The organism is Microbispora rosea (assembly GCF_044460045.1).
GTDB classification, from domain to species: domain Bacteria; phylum Actinomycetota; class Actinomycetes; order Streptosporangiales; family Streptosporangiaceae; genus Microbispora; species Microbispora rosea.
In genome coordinates this window covers 308,101-323,812 of the sequence record NZ_JBITJO010000003.1, presented here as the reverse complement: position 1 = coordinate 323,812, position 15,712 = coordinate 308,101, and the positions used below count along the sequence as shown (strand labels likewise).

Here is a 15,712-nt window from a genome sequence, read left to right as displayed (position 1 = left end):
CATGCCGGACTGGTACGTCTACACCGGCGTCCCCGACGCGACGGGCGACATCGGACGCCTGCCGCCCCCGCCGCCGTGGCGGGACTTCAAGGGCGCTGTTCCGGAGGAGGCCGCGGAACTCCCGGAGATCGACCCGGCGCACGAGCACCAGGCCAGGAGCTACCGGCCGGACCCCGACGCGGTCGAGCAGGTCAACGCAGCGCTCTACCTCCGCAGGCCGCTGCTGGTGACCGGCAGGCCCGGCACGGGCAAGTCCACCCTCGCGCACGCCGTCGCCCGGGAACTCCGGCTCGGGCCGGTCCTTTACTGGGCGATCACCAGCAGGGTCACACTCGCCGACGGCCTGTACAGCTATGACCCGCTCACCCGGCTGTACGACAGGGAGAGCGGAAGGGCGCAGGACGCCGACGACGAGATCGGCAAGTACGTCCGCCTCGGACCGCTCGGAACCGCCCTGCTGCCCGCGGTCAGGCCGCGGGTCCTGCTCATCGACGAGATCGACAAGAGCGACATCGACTTGCCCAACGACCTGCTCACGATCTTCGAGGAGGGGCGCTACGAGATCCGGGAACTCGCGCGCCAGAAATGGCCGACGCACCGGGTCTCGACCGCCGACGGCAGGACCGTACCCGTGACGGACGGCTCGGTCGGCTGCAAGGCCTTCCCGCTGGTGATCATGACCAGCAACGGCGAGCGGGAGTTCCCCGCGGCGTTCCTGCGCCGCTGCGTGACGCTGGCGCTGCCCGAACCCGGCCGGGACGAGCTGAGGGAGATCGTCAGGGCGCATCTGGGCGATCTGAGTGACGAGAGCGAGGACCTGATCCGGCTCTTTCTCTCCCGCAAGTCAGGCGGCCAACTGGCCACCGACCAGTTGCTCCACGCGGTCTACCTGACTCACCACGCCGCCCGGGACGGCGGGGTCGACCGCCTGGCACTGGCCGAGCGGATCATGCCGCACCTGAACTCCGGCGTGCCCGACGATGACGATTGACCGTCTGCGCGGGATCCTCTCCCGGACCGGCCTGGACGTGTCGGCCCGCGAACTGGCCGACGTGCTGTGGCTGGCCGCGCATCTGCCGCCGGAGACGCCCGGCGACCCCGGCTCGGCGGGAGTCCCGGCCAGTGCCGGTCCTATGGACGCGGCCGAGCCGATCCGATCGGCCCCGGTCGAGAAGACGGAGCCCGCCCTCGGGCTCGAACTCCAGGCCGAGGAGGACGGGACGGGCGGCGGCCACCGGATCCGGGTTCCGGCCGCGCCGATGCTCAAGCGCACCCTGGAGATCCAGCGCGCCCTGCGCTCGCTCAAGCGCAGCGTCCCCTCGCGGGTCCGCGACGTCATGGACGAGGCCGCCACCGCTGCGGAGATCGCGCGCACGGACCGGTGGCTGCCGGTGATGACCGGCGCCCCGGAACGCTGGCTCGACCTGGCGCTGGTCGTCGACACCGGAGCCACCATGCGGTCCTGGCGGCCGCTGGTCCGCGAGCTGCGGGCCGTCCTGAGCCAGGTCGGCGCCTTCCGCGACGTACACGTCTCATATCTGGTGGGCGACCGGCTCGCCATGGGCCCACGCGCCACGCCGGGCAACCCGGCGGCCCTGGTCGATCCCGCCGGGCGGCGGGTCGTGCTCGTGCTCACCGACTGTTCCGGACGGCACTGGTGGGAGGGCAGGGCCCAGCCCGTGGTGGCCATGTGGGCCCGCCGCAACGCGACGGCCGTCCTGCAGCCGCTTCCCGAGCGGCTGTGGCGGCGGACCGCCGCCCCCGTGATCCCGGGCCTCGCGACGCAGCGCCAGCCGTGCGGGCCGAACACGGGGCTTCGTTTCCTTCCCTTCGAGGAGACCCCGCCCGCACGCGGGATCCCGTTGCCCGTCATCGAACTGGATCCGGTGTGGATCGGCGACTGGGCCCGCCTCGTCGCCGGGGGTGAGGCGCTGAGCACGGCCATGACGTACGTCTCAACCCGCCCGCGCTCGCTGCGGGACCGGGTGACCGAGGAGAGATCCCTCGATGTCGAGGACCGGCTACTCCGCTTCCGCGCCACCGCCTCCCCGGAAGCCGTGAGACTGACCGGCTACATCGCGGTGTCCACCCCCGCGCTTCCCGTCATGAGACGGATCCAGCGCGCGCTGCTGCCGCGATCAGGGCCGCGGCATCTCGCGGAGGTGCTGCTCAGCGGCTTGTTCCGGCACGTGCGGGGAGATCACTACGAGTTCGTCAGCGAACATGCCAGGATGGCCGCGCTGAAGCTGCTGCCGCGTTCCGAGGCATGGCACGCCGTCGACGTCCTGAACCGCCTGTCCGCCGACATCGAGGCGAGCGCCGTGACGGCCGCCTCGACGTTCGGCGCTGTGCTCGGCGCCGAACCGGACGGCGCGATCCCGCGGCCATCGGGGCGGCGTCCCTTCGCCCTGCTGAGCGTGGAGGCCCTGCGGACGCTCGGCGACCTCGACATCCCGGTGCGTGGCACGGTCCGGCGGCCCCGCCCTGCCGCCGTACGGCAGGCCTCCCCTCAGACGCCCGCGGCGGCCCGCGAACCGGCGGCCGGGGTCCAGGATTGGTCGGCGAAGGGTGCGACCAGCCGCCGGCCGCGTCCGCCGGACGATCGGGCTCCCTACTTCTTCCTGAGCTACGCGCCCATCCCCCCGTACGACGCGACCAGCAAAAACGACCCGAACAGGTGGGTGGTGAAGCTCTTCGGGGACCTGTGCACGCACATCATGCAGATGACAGACGCGCCGGCAGGGCGGGCCGGATTCATGGACCTGGAGCCGCGTGCGGGCGACCACTGGCCGGACCGCCTCGCGGAGGCGCTCGCGACCTGCCGGGTGTTCGTCCCCCTCTACTCCCCCCGCTATTTCGAGAGCGAGCAGTGCGGCAGGGAATGGGCCGCCTTCCAGCGGCGGGTCGATTTCAGCGAGGGACCGGACGGGTGGATGCCCCCGGCGATCGTGCCGGCCCTGTGGGTCCCGGTGCGGAACGACGACCTCCCCGGCGTGGCCCGCTCCATCCAGTTCATGGACGACGCCATGGGGACCAGATATCAGGACCAGGGCTTCTATGGGCTCTCCAAGATCTCGTCCATGCGGAGGCATTACCAGCAGGCCACCTACGCGCTGGCCAGGCGGATCATCGAGGTTGCCATGAGCACTCACGTGAGCGTGCTGGATCGGCCGCCGAGGTTCGACGAACTGCGCAGCGCCTTCCACGACTCCCCCTCCCGGCGGCCTCTGCGGGTCACCGTTGTCGCGCCCGACCTCGACCACCTGCCTCACGGCCGCGCCCCGCACACGTACGGCCGGGCCCCGGAGGACTGGGCCCCGTTCCCGGAGGGGGGAAACCCGCGACCCCTCGCGTCCCAGGCGGAGGAGATCGCGGCGGCGCAGGGCTTCCGGGCCGAGATCGGATCCCTGGACGACCACGTCGCCGCGCTGGAGAGTGGAGATCCGCCGGACGGTCCCGTGGTGCTGGTCGTCGACCCGTGGACCGAACTGCCGCATCGGGCATGGGACGCCGTCACCCGGTCCGCCCGTCAGGGAACGCCCGTGATCCTGGTGTGGAACGCCGACGAGCAGACCTCCGCGCACCGGTTCGAGCTGTACGACCGCCTGCGCGATCGGCTGCCCCTCCGGCCGAGGTCCTCGATGATCGAGGTCATCTCCGCCGAGGAGTTCCGCCGGGTGATGCCGGACGCCATGAACCGAGCCGCCGCCGCGTTCCTCAAAACGGCGGTCGCCTACCCGCCCTCGCGCGAACAGACCAGCCGCCCCCGGCTCACAGGACCTGGAGAGCCCGATGAGTAGCGACGCCGAAGGAAAGATCGTCACCTTCTACTCCTACAAGGGCGGCACGGGCAGGACGATGGCGCTCGCCAACACGGCGTGGATCCTCGCGAGCAACGGGCTGCGCGTGCTGGTCGTCGACTGGGACCTGGACTCGCCGGGACTCCACAAATACTTCAAGCCGTTCCTCGACGCCGAGCTGGTCACGGTCACGGCCGGCGTGATAGACATCGTCAGCGACTACATGTGGGCGGCCGTCAGCCCGCGGGACCGCCGCCCGGACTGGCATCTCGACTATGCGCGCATCGTGCCGCACGCCGTCGCCGTGGACTGGGAGTTCCCCCACGACGGCACGCTCGACTTCGTGTCCCCCGGGCGGCAGAACCGCGGCTACTCGTCGCTGGTGTCCACCTTCGACTGGGACAACTTCTACGAACGGCTCGGCGGCGGCAGCTTCCTGGACGCGCTGCGCGCCGACATGAAGCGCAACTACGACTACACCCTGATCGACAGCCGCACCGGGCTCAGCGACGTCGCGGACATCTGCACCATCCAGATGCCCGACGTCGTCGTCGACTGCTTCACCCTGAGCGACCAGAGCATCGAGGGCGCCGCTTCGGTGGCGCGGTCCATCGACGAGCGCTACCCGTCACGCGGCATCAGGATCCTGCCAGTTCCGATGCGCATCGACGACGGCGAGAAGGTGAAGCTCGACGCGGGCCGGCAACTGGCCCGGAGCAGGTTCGACCGGTTCCCCCAGGATCTGACTTTCGAGGAGGCCAGGCGTTACTGGGGCGCCGTGGAGATCCCCTACCGGCCGTTCTACGCCTACGAGGAGACGCTGGCCGCGTTCGGCGACGCCCCCGGTTTGCCCACTTCGCTCCTGGCGGCGTACGAGCGGCTGACCTCGATGGTGACCGAGGGGCTGGTCGACTCGCTCCCGCCGATGGAGGAGGCCACCCGGCTCAGGTGGCTCGAGGCGTTCGACCGCCGCAGGCCGTCGGCCCCCGCCCGCGTACTGGTGAGCTACGCACCGGAGGACCGGATGTGGGCGGACTGGATCGGCGCGGTGCTGGAACAGGCGGGATGCGCGGTCACACCGCATGTGCCGGGCACCCCGCTGCCCGCCCATACCGGGGAGGGCCGGGCACTGGTGGTGCTGTCGGCCGCTTACCTCCGTACGCCGCAGGCCGGGGACGTCCTCTCGTGGCTGTCGTCGTCCCGCCGATTTGGGGACGGCCATATGGTCACGGTCCGCGTGTCGGACGCGCGGCCGGTTCCGTCAGACGGCGTCCCGTCCGTCGACCTCGTGCCGCTGGACGCCGAGCAGGCCGCCGCGGCGATCCTCCGCGCGTTCGGCAGGCAGGACTCCCCTCAGCTCCCCGGCTCATCGTCGCGAGTCACGAGGTTCCCCGGACGGGTGCCCCCAGTATGGGACGTCCCGCCGCGCGACGCCGCGTTCACCGGCCGGAACGTCCCCATGGAGACCCTGCGGGACCGGCTCCTCGGCGGCGATCCGGTGGTCCTGCACGGCCTGGGCGGGGTGGGCAAGACCCAGATCGCCCTCGAGTACGCCCACCGTTTCAAAGCCGACTACGACGTGGTGTGGTGGATCCCGGCGGAGCAGCCCGAGCTGATCACCACGGCCCTGGCCGAGCTGGCCGTACGGCTGGGCGTCCGGGTGGGCGACAGCGTCGCCGGAGCGGCGCGCGAGGCCCGTGAGGCGCTGCGGCGCGGCGAGCCGTACGCACGCTGGCTGCTCGTCTTCGACAACGCCGACGACCCGCTTGAGGTGCGGGACCACCTGCCCGGCGGGCCCGGGCACGTCATCGTCACCTCGCGGGACCAGTCGTGGTCGGCGGTGGCGACCCCGCTGGAGGTCGACGTCTTCACCCTGGAAGACAGCGTGGAGCACCTGTGCCGGCGCGTTCCCGGGCTGGGCTCCGGGGACGCGCGGCAGGTGGCCGACGTGCTCGGCCGCCTGCCCCTCGCGGTCGAGCAGGCGGCGGCCTGGCTCGCGGAGACCGGCATGGCCGCGTCCGACTACATCGAGCAGCTCCGCACCCGGGCCAGCGACCTGCTGACCGCCGATCCGCCGCCCGGGTATCCCCATCCGGTGACCGCGACCTGGAACGTGTCGCTCGCCCGGCTTAGGGAGCGGTCGCCGGCCGCGGCGCGGCTGCTCCAGTTGTGCGCGTTCTTCTCCCCCGAACCCATCTCCCTGTCGCTGCTTCAGGGCGACGAGATGATCGGCTCGCTGCTCCCCCACGACAGCTCACTGCGCGGCGAGAAGTTGATGCTGCACCGCCTCATCCGGGACATCACCAGGTTCGCCCTGGCGAAGGCCCACCCCGGCGGCGCCGCGATCCAGGTGAACCGCCTGGTCCAGGCCATGATCAAGTCGCAACTGACCGAAGGCGAGGCGGAGAAGACCCGTCACGTGGTCCACCGCGTCCTCGTCGAATCCCTGCCGGGACAGGGTAGTGTCGACGACCCGGAGAATTGGCCGGCCTACGACCTCATCTGGCCCCACCTGCTCGCGTCAGAGGCCGAAGCGTGCACGGAAGAGGAGACGCGGCAACTCCTCATCGACCGTGTGCGCTACCTGTGGAAGCGCGGGGAGTTCGACAACGCGCTGCAGCTCGGCCGGCGGCTCGCCGACTTTTGGGAAGCGACGTTCGGCGAGTCGGATCGTCAGCGACTGCAACTGCTGTTCAACATCGCGAACGTGCTGCGCTCGCGGGGGGCCCACCGGGAGGCGTGCCTGCTCGACGAGTGGACCTGGGACCAGCAGAGCGGGATTCTGGGCGACGGTCACCCGCACACGCTGATGACGGCCGGCGGCCTCGCCGCCGACCTGCGCGCCCTGGGCGAGTACAACAGGGCGCTGGAGATGGACATGCGGACCTACGCTCGGTGGAATGAGCTCTTCGGCGAGGACAACCCGCGTACGCTGAGCTCCGCCGACAACCTCGCGACCTCCTATCGCCTCGCCGGCATCCCCCACAGCGCGCTCTCCCTGCGTCAGGACGTCCTCGACCGGCGGCTCGTCGTGCTCGGGCCGGCGCATCCGTACACGCTGTTCTCGGCGGCCGGGCTCGCCGGGGACATGCGTGCGGCGGGTCGGTTCCGCGACTCGGCGGAGCTGCTGCGCCGGACCCTGGACGACTACCGGGAGAGTCTGGGCGAGGATTTCATCGACACGCTGGGCGCGGCCAGGAGCCTCGCGGTCTCGCTCAGAAAGGAGGGGCGACCGCACGACGCCCGGCTGATCGCGCAGGAGACCTACGAACGCCTCCGGCGTCTCCACCCCTCCGCTCCGGGCACGATGGAGGCAGCCCTTGAGCTCGCGTGCTGTATGTCGGCGCTGGAGGAGAAAGCGGGCGCCCGCGACATGGTCAGGAAGATCCATGACACCTGCCGGTCCCATCTCGGGGAGCGTCACCCGACCACGCTGGTCGCCGCGAACAACCTGACGATTTGCCTGCGCGGAACCGGCGAGCTCGCCGAGGCGTACGAGCTCGGCGCCGGGACGCTGGCCGCGCTGCGTGACGTGGTGGGCGACGCGCATCCGTTCACGCTGTCGTGCATGCTGAACGTCGCGAACTGCGCCGCGGATCTGGGACGGCCGCACGAGGCGCGGGGGCTGGAGCAGGAGGCTTCGGAGGGCCTGGCCCTGAGGCTCGGCCCGGAACACCCCGGCACGCTCGCCGCCCAGGTGAACCTGGCGATCAGCGCCGAGGCCGCCGGGCGGGCCGAGGAGGCGGAACGGCGGATGGCGGCTACGGTGAGCGCAATGCGACGGGTGCTCGGCGACGACCATCCGGATGTCGCGGCGGCGCTCTCGTGGCGGCGGCTCGACCTGGACCTCGAACCTCAGCCCACGTGAGGGTCAGCGCAGGCGGGGGTCGAGGGCGTCGCGGACGACGTCGCCGAGCATGAGGAAGCTCAGCACGGTGGCGGTGAGGAACAGCGCGGGGAAGACCAGCAGGTGCGGGTGGTCGGCGAAGAACGTCTGGGCGATGTTCAGCTGCAGGCCCCACGACACGTCGGGGTACTGCAGGCCGACGCCGAGGTAGTCGAGGGTGGCCTCGCCCGCGATGACGTTGCCGACGTTCAGCATGGCCACCACGATGACCGGTGCGATCGCGTTGGGCAGGATGTGCCGGAACATCAGCCTGCGGTCGCGCGCTCCCAGCATGCGAGCCGCGGCGACGAAGTCCATGTCCTTGACGGCGATGACCTGGCCGCGCATCAGCCGGGTCATGGTCGTCCAGCCGAGCAGCACGAGGACCAGCGTCATCGCCCATATCCCGTGGTCGGGGAAGGCGACCAGCACGACGGTCGCGCCCAGCACGAACGGGATGCCGAAGAACACGTCGGTGATCCGGGAGATGAGTGCGTCGGCGACGCCGCCGTAGTAGCCGCCGACCAGCCCGAGCACGATGGAGATCAGCAGGGCGAAGAGGGTGACCGCGACGCCGACCACGATGGACGCCCGGGTGCCGTGCACGACCTGGGACCAGTAGTCGCAGCCCTGCAGGTCGTACCCGAACAGCGCGCCGTCGGCCGGGCCGTGCTTCGACATGCGCAGGTCGCAGGCCTCGTTCGGGCCGAGGCGGGCGAACAGCCCGGGGAAGGCCGCCATCGCCAGGGCCACCAGCAGGACGGCGGCGGAGAACCAGAAGATCACCCGGCCGCGCAGCTCCGCCCAGGCGTCACGCGCGAGCACGGCGGATCCTCGGATCGAGCACGCCGTACAGCAGGTCGACGGCCAGGTTGGCGAGAATGAAGATCATGACGAGCAGGGTGACGACTCCGACGACGACCGGACCCTCCTGGAGCTGGATCGACTGGAACACCTGCTGGCCGATGCCGGGCAGGTTGAAGATGCCCTCGGTGACGACCGCCCCGGCCATCAGGTTGCCGAAGTCGACCCCGAGGTAGGTCACGACCGGGATGAGCGAGTTGCGCAGCGCGTGCAGCCCCACCACCCGGCGCCGGGACAGGCCCTTCGCGGTCGCCGTCCGCACGTAGTCGGCGCGCAGGTTCTCCACGAGGGAGGTGCGGGTGAGCCTGGCGACGTACGCCAGGCCGAAGGAGCCGAGGACCATGCCGGGCAGCAGGTAGCTGCCCGGCCAGCCCTCGTCGGTCCCCGCGGTCGGGAACAGCCCCAGATTGAGGCCCAGCACGATCTGGGCCGTGTACCCGACCACGAACACCGGGACCGCGATGACGAACGTGGTGCCGGCGAGGACCGCCGTGTCGGCGGCCCCGCCGCGGCGCAGCCCGGCCAGGACGCCGAGGCCGATGCCGACGACGAGCTCGAAGATCCAGGCGGTCAGCGCGAGCTGCGCGGTGACCGACCATCGGTCCTGGAGGAGCTCGCTCACCGGCTGGCCGGTGAAGGTCTCCCCCAGGTCGCCCTGGAACACCCCGAGCATGTAGTGGCCGTACTGGACGAGCAGCGGCTCGTCGAGGTGGTAGCGCGCCCGCATCACGGCGAGCACCTGCTCGGGCACCGGCTTGTCGCCCGCGAGCGCCAGGATCGGGTCGCCCGGCAGCGCGAACACCATCGCGTAGATCAGGAAGGTGGTCGCGAAGAACACCGGGATCGCCTGGGCCAGGCGCTGCGCGGCGTACCTCACCCTTGTGTCACCCCTGCTTCACGCTGATCGTGTACAGGTTCTTGCTGTACGGAGTCACGTTCACGCCGCTCAGCCGGCTGGTGAAGCCGACCTGGTTCTGCCAGTTCCACAGCGGGATCATCGGCATGTCGGCCAGCGCGACGTCCTCGGCCTTCTGGTAGAGCGGCAGGCTGGCGTCCAGGCTGGGCGCCGAGTTCGCCTGCTTGATCAGGTCGTCGAACTCCTTGTTCTCCCAGCCCATCCGGTTGCCCGCGCCCCACATGTACTCGAGGTAGTCCTGGGGGCTCGGGTAGTCCATGACCCAGTTGTTGCGGTACGGACCGTCCTCCTTGCGCTGGCGCAGGGTCGACAGGTAGTCGGCGGCCGGGATCTTGCGGAACTTGATGTCGGAGATGCCGAGGTTCTGCTTGAGCTGGTTGGCGACCGCGGTCATCCACTGCTCGTAGCTGGGGTCGGCGTTGGAGAACCACAGGTTCAGCGTGCCGCTGAAGCCCCCGGCCTGGTCGAACAGCGCCTTGGCCTTGGCGGGGTCGTACGTGCACGCCTCGCCGCAGGCGTTCTCCCGGTAGCCGGGCACCAGCGGCGCCAGCAGGGACGCCATCGGCTTGAACGCGCCGTCGTAGACCGCGTCCACGATGGCCTGCCGGTCGATGGCCATGGAGAACGCCTTGCGCAGGTCGGCGCTGGCGAACCGCTTGTCGAAGGTCGGGAAGCCCAGGTAGTCCATCGTGCCGTCGGGGGTCTGCACGAAGCGGTCGCCGAGCAGCTTCTTCGCCTCGCCCGTGCTGGCCGGCGGGACCGTCGTCATCAGGTCCACCCGACTGGCCCGCAGGTCGGTCCACGCCGTGTCGCGGCTGGCGTAGATCTTGAAGGTGACCGCGTCGGCCTTGGCCGCACGCTCGCCGGTGTAGGACGGCGACCGCTTGATCTTGATCTGCTGGTTGTGCTCCCAGGCGCCGTCGAGCACGAAGGGCCCGTTGCCGACCGGCGCCTGGTCGAACGCCTTGAGGTCGCTGAACGCCGCCTTGGGCATCGGCGCGAACGCGATGTAGGCGAGCGTGATCGGAAACTGGCTGAACGGCGCGGTGAGCGTCACCTCGAGCGTGGTGTCGTCCACCACCTTGAGGCCGCTCATCTTGTCCGTGGACGGGTCGCCCTTCTCGGGGTTGAGCTTGTCGTAGCCCTCGATGTTGGCGAAGTAGTAGTTGTTCGTCCACCCGTTGGGGCCGTAGGCCGTGGCGTTCCAGGAGTCGGCGAAGCTCTGCGCCGTGACCGGCTCGCCGTTGCTGAACTTCTGCCCCGCCTTGAATTTGATCGTCCAGACCTTCTGGTCGGTGCTGTTCACCGACTCGGCCGCCCGCATCACGGGCTTGCCGCTGGCCGCGTCGATGGAGACCGGAGTCTCGAAGAGCGTGTCCAGCACCGTGATCGAGTAGTCGCTGGAGGTGTTGCCCGGAGTGAGATGATCGGGTTCGGTCAGCGCGACCGAGAACGCGTTCGCTCCCTTGCCGCCACCGCCGCCGTCGTTTGACGACGACCCTCCCCCGCACCCGCCGCTCAGCATGATGGCCGCCACAGCGAGGGCGGCCGCCCGGCTTCTCGTGACCCTCACTGGCCCTCCACCTCTCCGTCGTGTTGCGGGTGAGGGTAGGAAACGGGGCCGCCGACTGCATCGGAGACTTTACGTATTCCTTGCGGGACCTTTACCCGGCAGGCTGAACATGGAGGATCCATGGACGCAATCAGCCTCAGCGCGCGGAGCCTGCACGCCGTCGCCGAACTCGGCTTTCAGGTGGCCCGGCAGGGGGCGCATGGGGCGATGACCGCATTGGGCGAGGTCATCCCCGTGGAGGCCTACGAGTTCGTCGCGTTCGACCCGGCGACCGGCCGGCACCGGTCGCTGGTGGCGTCGGGGTACGCGCGGGTGGACGACGACGCCGCGGAGGAGTACGCCCGGCTCGACGCCTACCGCCGGGCCATGTCGCTGCGCACGCCCGTCGTCATGGGCTCCCCCGGCACCGAGCGTTACTTCCGCCGCCATCTGGAACCGTACGGCTGGCGCGCGGGAATCACCACGCCGCTGTTCCTGACCGGCGGGCGCTACACCGGGCTGCTGCACGTCAACTCCCGCGCGGACCTGCCGCCCGAGGCGCCCGCGGTGATCAGCGCGGTCTCCCCCGCCCTGGCCCACCTCACCGACGTGACCCGCTGCGTCATCGACCCGCTCGGCCTGCCGCCCGGATTCCACGCCGTGGCGTACGAACGGGGCGGGCGGCGCAGGGACGTGGCCGGGTGGCCCCCGTCGGAGGCGCTCGCGGCCGAGCCGGCGATGGCGGAGCTGGCCAGGGCGTTCATCGACTCCCGCGAGCTGTCGCGCCGGGGACTATGGCTGGACGGCACCGGCCAGTGGCGCGAGCTGCGCCTCCACCGGGCCGGCGTCGGCTTCCACGGCTCCATCCAGGGCGCGGTCATCGCCGAGCGCCCGTGCGCCCTGCCCTACGACCTGACCTCGCGGGAGATCGAGGTGCTCACCCGGGTCGCGCAGGGCGACTCCAACCCGCAGATCGCCGCCGCGCTCGTCCTGAGCGTGCGCACCGTGACGACCCATCTGGAGCACATCTTCGCCAAGCTGGGCTGTGACAGCCGTACGCGTCTGACCACGAAGGTTCTGGCCGAGGGATTGTGCCGGCTCGACGTTCCGTGACCCCCGTAATGATCGCCCTCACGGGACGCGCCGAGGCCGGGTCCGACATTATTGGCGCATGTCGGTTCACGAGCGTCGGCGGCTCCCCACGGGCCTGGAGCTGCTGTTCGGCGACGGCGGCGACGGCCGGGTGCTGTCCGTCGAGCTGCCGTCCGGGTCCCTCGTGTGGCCGGACCCCGACTACGACAAGCTGCGCACCCATCACCACCCCTCGTTCTGGCTGAGCGACGAGCCGGTGCCGGCCGGGCTGTGGGCCCGGCTGCGCGCCGAGCACCCCCGGTCGGGCCTGTGGCCGGTGCTGCTGGAGGACGGCGTGCAGCCCTGGTCGGCCGGGCAGATCGCGCCGGACTCACCCGGCCAGATCGACTACTTCAGCGCGGCCGGGTTCATGACCGAGACGTGGCAGGACCTGCTGCTGGGCCACGAGGCCTACCTCGCGCCGTTCGGAGCCGAGTGCCCGGGGATCGCGCCGCCCGCCGCGCTCGTGGCCGACCCCGACGTGGTCGCCGACTGGTACGCGGACGTGGTGGCCGAGCGGATGACGCCGCTGGGACTCGCCGCGGTGCACCGCGGCGCCGACGCGATGGTCGCCATGGGCTGGCAGGGGGCGTTGCACCACAACGAGTGGACCGTGCCCCTGGCGGCCGTCGTGCGCAGCTGGGAGGAGCGGTTCGGGGCGCGGGTGGTCGGCATGGGGTTCAACACGCTGGAGCTCAGCGTCGCGGCGCCGCCCGCCACCCCCGCGCACGCGCTGCGCGTGGCGGCCGAGCACTGGACGTTCTGCCCCGACAGCATCCTGCAGGGCCCGGGCACGCTGGCCGACTACGCCGAGCAGATCGTGGGCCAGAATGCCTGGTCGTTCTGGTGGGATTAAGGAGATAATGACCGGCGGACTGATGATGCGTGAGGGAGGAGGCGGTTTGAGCGGCACGGAGCTGGGCGGGGGCGAACGGCCCGCGAAGATTGCGGGCCTCAGCACCGGCACCGCGAACATCGCCAGGATGAGCGACTACCTGCTCGGAGGCAAGGACAACTTCGCCGCCGACCGGGAGTTCGCCGAGCGGCTGATGACCATCGCGCCCGAGGTCAAGACGATGGCCGTGGACACCCGCGAGTTCCTGGAGCGGGTGGTGCGCTTCCTCGTCGGGCAGGGCGTGCGGCAGTTCCTCAACGTGGCGTCCGGGCTGCCGACCCGCCGCAACACGCACGAGGTCGCGCAGGAGCTCGCACCCGACGCCCGCGTGGTGTACGTCGACGACGACCCGGTGGTGCTCAACCACGCGCGGGCCATGCTCGCCCGCGACCGCGGCACCGGGGTGGTGGACGGCTCGATCCTGCGCCCGGCGGAGATGCTGGCCGATCCCGAGATGCTCCGCCTCATCGACTTCCAGCAGCCGGTGGCCGTGCTCATCCCGGCCCGGCTGCAGTACCTTCCCGACGCCGCCGAGCCGTACAAGTGCGTGGCCCGGGTGCGCGACCACCTCGCCCCGGGCAGCTACCTGGCCATCGGTCACGCCGTCTTCGACAGCCGCCCCGAGCTGGCCGCGCCGATCGTCGAGCTGTTCCGGCACATCGTGCCGCAGGCCCACGACGCGCCGCGGGACCGGGAGAAGGTGCTGCGCTTCTTCGACGGCACCGAACTCGTCGATCCCGGACTCGTCTACATCCGCCAGTGGCGGCCGGAGACCCAGCAGAGCACCGGCCAGGCGCAGCGGGTGTGGATCGTCGGAGGCGTCGGCCGGGTGGGTTGACGATCTACCGGATGAGCACGCAGGAGGGGGTGCCCACCTCCAGCGCCTGTTCGGCGGGCCCGGGCAGCCCGTCCTTGAGCGCCAGCACGGCGACGGAATCGGACCGCTGGTTGGCGACGTAGAGGCGGTCGCCGTCGATCGCGAAGTGGCGCGGCCAGCTTCCGCCCGACGGCACTTCGGCCGCCATCGTGAGGCGGGGCCCGTCGACCTCGAAGACGCTGACGGTGTCCGGCCCGCGGTTGGTGACGTACAGGTGACGGCCGTCTGCGGACAGCGCGATGTGAGCGGGCAGGTTGTCGCCCTGGGCGCCGCTCGCCCGCACCACGCCCGCCTCCCGCCACTCGCCGTCGTAGACGCGCACGGTGCCGTCGAGCTCGCCGGTGACGTACCAGTGCCCGTCGTGGTGCAGGAAGTGCCGGGGACCACTGCCGGAGGCCAGCCGTACGGGCCCGTCCGGATGCGGGCGCATGCCGGGCAGGAAGCGGCGCATCTCGTCGGTGCCGAGGTCGGTCACGTACAGCACGCCGCCGGGCCCGAAGACCGCCTGGTGCGCGTGCGGGCCCTCCTGCCGGTCCGGATGCGGGCCGCGGCCCTCGTGCGGGAACGTCAGCGGCCCGGGCTCGGGCATCCCGTCCGCGCCCAGCCGGTAGGCCGTGACGGTCCCGTCGCCGTAGTTGGCGATCGCCAGCCACCCGCCCTCGGGGTCGAGCGCCAGATGGCACGGCAGCGACCCGCCGCTGGGGTGCTCGGCCAGCAGCCGGGGGGCGGCGTCGCCGGGGTCGTCGGCGAAGACCGCGAGCCCGCCGTCCGCGGCGCGTTCGAGCACGGCGTACAGCAACGGCAGCCGCGGGTGCGCGACGACGAACGACGGCCCGGACGCGGTCGTCTCGGCCACCGCCTCCAGCCGCCCGTCCGCGTGCGGCCGGGCCACCGTCAGGCCGGGGCCCGACCCCTCCGTGTCGGGGGTGTAGCCGCCGATCACCAGACCGGGTCGCGACATTCGCCCTCCAAAGGCTCAAATCGTCGGGATACGCATGGTATCGGCCCGCCCGCGGCATAGCGTAGAGACATGATTCGGGTGTTCCTGGTGGACGACCACGAGGTCGTACGGCGTGGGGTGGCGGCGTTGCTGGACGCCGAGGACGACATCGAGATCGTCGGCGAGGCGGGGACGGCCGAGTCGGCCGTGGCCCGCATCCCCGCGCTGAAGCCGGACGTGGCGGTGCTCGACGTGCGCCTGCCCGACGGCGACGGCGTGGACGTCTGCCGCGAGGTGCGCTCGAAGGTGCCCGGCCTGGCCTGCCTCATGCTGACCTCCTACGCCGACGACGAGGCGTTGTTCAACGCGGTCATGGCCGGGGCGGCCGGTTATGTGCTCAAGCAGATCCACGGCTCGGACCTGGTGGGCGCGGTGCGCACGGTCGCCGGCGGGCAGTCGCTGCTCGACCCGCAGACCACGGCCGCGATGCTGCACCGGCTGCGCGACCAGGCCGCGAAGAAGGACCCGCTGGCCGCGCTGTCGGACCAGGAGCGGCAGATCCTGGAGCTGATCGGCGAGGGCCTGACCAACCGCCAGATCGGCGAGCGGATGTTCCTGGCCGAGAAGACGGTCAAGAACTACGTGTCCAACCTGCTGAGCAAGCTCGACATGCAGCGCCGCACCCAGGCCGCCGCGCTCGCCGCCCGCCTCAAGGCCGGACGACGCGCCGGGACAGAGTAATCCTTCGTGTAATCATCCGTGCCGGAGTTCCCCAGGACGCCGCCCTGGCCCAGCGATACGGGCATATGCCCTATGTCGCTTATATCCACTGACGCATGGGCGGGTGGTTG

Annotated in this window: 11 protein-coding genes; 7 read left to right on the top strand and 4 right to left on the bottom strand. The window is 71.0% G+C overall.

What is annotated here, in order from left to right:
- Position 1: 1 nt before the first annotated feature.
- From ACIBK1_RS13880 to fxsT, 3 genes are read left to right on the top strand one after another with little or no spacing between them, the layout of a single operon-like run.
- The gene (locus ACIBK1_RS13880) at positions 2–991 is read left to right on the top strand and encodes an AAA family ATPase (RefSeq protein ID WP_396734813.1); all 990 of its coding nucleotides are present in this window, start codon (positions 2–4) and stop codon (positions 989–991) included.
- Positions 981–3,800 carry a TIR-like protein FxsC gene (locus tag ACIBK1_RS13875; RefSeq protein WP_051761502.1) on the top strand — a complete coding sequence of 940 codons (2,820 nt, stop codon included), beginning with the start codon at positions 981–983 and terminating at the stop codon, positions 3,798–3,800. Before ACIBK1_RS13880 ends, ACIBK1_RS13875 begins: the two co-directional genes overlap by 11 nt.
- Entirely contained in the window at positions 3,793–7,668 is a 3,876-nt protein-coding gene (gene fxsT / locus ACIBK1_RS13870; RefSeq protein ID WP_030507084.1) for an FxSxx-COOH system tetratricopeptide repeat protein, read from the top strand. The genes ACIBK1_RS13875 and fxsT overlap by 8 nt, the downstream gene beginning before the upstream one ends.
- A gap of 3 nt (positions 7,669–7,671) precedes the next feature.
- On the opposite strand, the gene ACIBK1_RS13865 is transcribed toward fxsT, so the two are convergent.
- From ACIBK1_RS13865 to ACIBK1_RS13855, 3 genes are read right to left on the bottom strand one after another with little or no spacing between them, the layout of a single operon-like run.
- Entirely contained in the window at positions 7,672–8,511 is an 840-nt protein-coding gene (locus ACIBK1_RS13865) for an ABC transporter permease (RefSeq protein ID WP_363531009.1), read from the bottom strand.
- Positions 8,498–9,427 carry an ABC transporter permease gene (locus ACIBK1_RS13860; protein ID WP_030507086.1) on the bottom strand — a complete coding sequence of 310 codons (930 nt, stop codon included), beginning with the start codon at positions 9,425–9,427 and terminating at the stop codon, positions 8,498–8,500. The genes ACIBK1_RS13865 and ACIBK1_RS13860 overlap by 14 nt, the downstream gene beginning before the upstream one ends.
- Positions 9,428–9,434: 7 nt before the next feature.
- Positions 9,435–11,039 carry a peptide ABC transporter substrate-binding protein gene (locus ACIBK1_RS13855; RefSeq protein WP_396724924.1) on the bottom strand — a complete coding sequence of 535 codons (1,605 nt, stop codon included), beginning with the start codon at positions 11,037–11,039 and terminating at the stop codon, positions 9,435–9,437.
- Between the two features lie 120 nt (positions 11,040–11,159).
- Here ACIBK1_RS13855 and ACIBK1_RS13850 point away from each other — a divergent pair, with 120 nt between their 5' ends.
- Genes ACIBK1_RS13850 through ACIBK1_RS13840 form a run of 3 tightly spaced genes read left to right on the top strand, consistent with a single transcriptional unit; the run spans position 11,160 to position 13,882 of the window.
- Positions 11,160–12,131, top strand: a complete 972-nt coding sequence (locus ACIBK1_RS13850) for a helix-turn-helix transcriptional regulator (protein WP_076436388.1) — start codon at positions 11,160–11,162, stop codon at positions 12,129–12,131.
- A gap of 58 nt (positions 12,132–12,189) precedes the next feature.
- On the top strand, positions 12,190–13,005 hold the full coding sequence (locus ACIBK1_RS13845) for a DUF4253 domain-containing protein (RefSeq protein WP_357317130.1): 816 nt from the start codon (positions 12,190–12,192) through the stop codon (positions 13,003–13,005).
- Between the two features lie 46 nt (positions 13,006–13,051).
- Positions 13,052–13,882 (top strand): SAM-dependent methyltransferase, encoded by an 831-nt coding sequence (locus tag ACIBK1_RS13840; RefSeq protein WP_231513815.1) that lies wholly within the window; start codon positions 13,052–13,054, stop codon positions 13,880–13,882.
- A 4-nt stretch (positions 13,883–13,886) separates the two neighbouring features.
- Here the strand turns inward: ACIBK1_RS13840 and ACIBK1_RS13835 are convergent, their stop codons facing one another.
- Entirely contained in the window at positions 13,887–14,882 is a 996-nt protein-coding gene (locus ACIBK1_RS13835) for a lactonase family protein (RefSeq protein WP_396734807.1), read from the bottom strand.
- Positions 14,883–14,951: 69 nt separating this feature from the next.
- On the opposite strand from ACIBK1_RS13835, the gene ACIBK1_RS13830 reads away from it, so the two are divergent.
- The gene (locus tag ACIBK1_RS13830) at positions 14,952–15,602 is read left to right on the top strand and encodes a response regulator transcription factor (protein WP_396734804.1); all 651 of its coding nucleotides are present in this window, start codon (positions 14,952–14,954) and stop codon (positions 15,600–15,602) included.
- The last annotated feature ends 110 nt before the right edge of the window (positions 15,603–15,712 follow it).

Coding starts and splice junctions, on each gene's coding strand:
- ACIBK1_RS13880 (WP_396734813.1), top strand. CDS start 2: ATGCCGGACTGGTACGTCTACACCGGCGTCCCCGACGCGACGGGCGAC.
- ACIBK1_RS13875 (WP_051761502.1), top strand. CDS start 981: ATGACGATTGACCGTCTGCGCGGGATCCTCTCCCGGACCGGCCTGGAC.
- fxsT (WP_030507084.1), top strand. CDS start 3,793: ATGAGTAGCGACGCCGAAGGAAAGATCGTCACCTTCTACTCCTACAAG.
- ACIBK1_RS13850 (WP_076436388.1), top strand. CDS start 11,160: ATGGACGCAATCAGCCTCAGCGCGCGGAGCCTGCACGCCGTCGCCGAA.
- ACIBK1_RS13845 (WP_357317130.1), top strand. CDS start 12,190: ATGTCGGTTCACGAGCGTCGGCGGCTCCCCACGGGCCTGGAGCTGCTG.
- ACIBK1_RS13835 (WP_396734807.1), bottom strand. CDS start 14,882: ATGTCGCGACCCGGTCTGGTGATCGGCGGCTACACCCCCGACACGGAG.
- ACIBK1_RS13830 (WP_396734804.1), top strand. CDS start 14,952: ATGATTCGGGTGTTCCTGGTGGACGACCACGAGGTCGTACGGCGTGGG.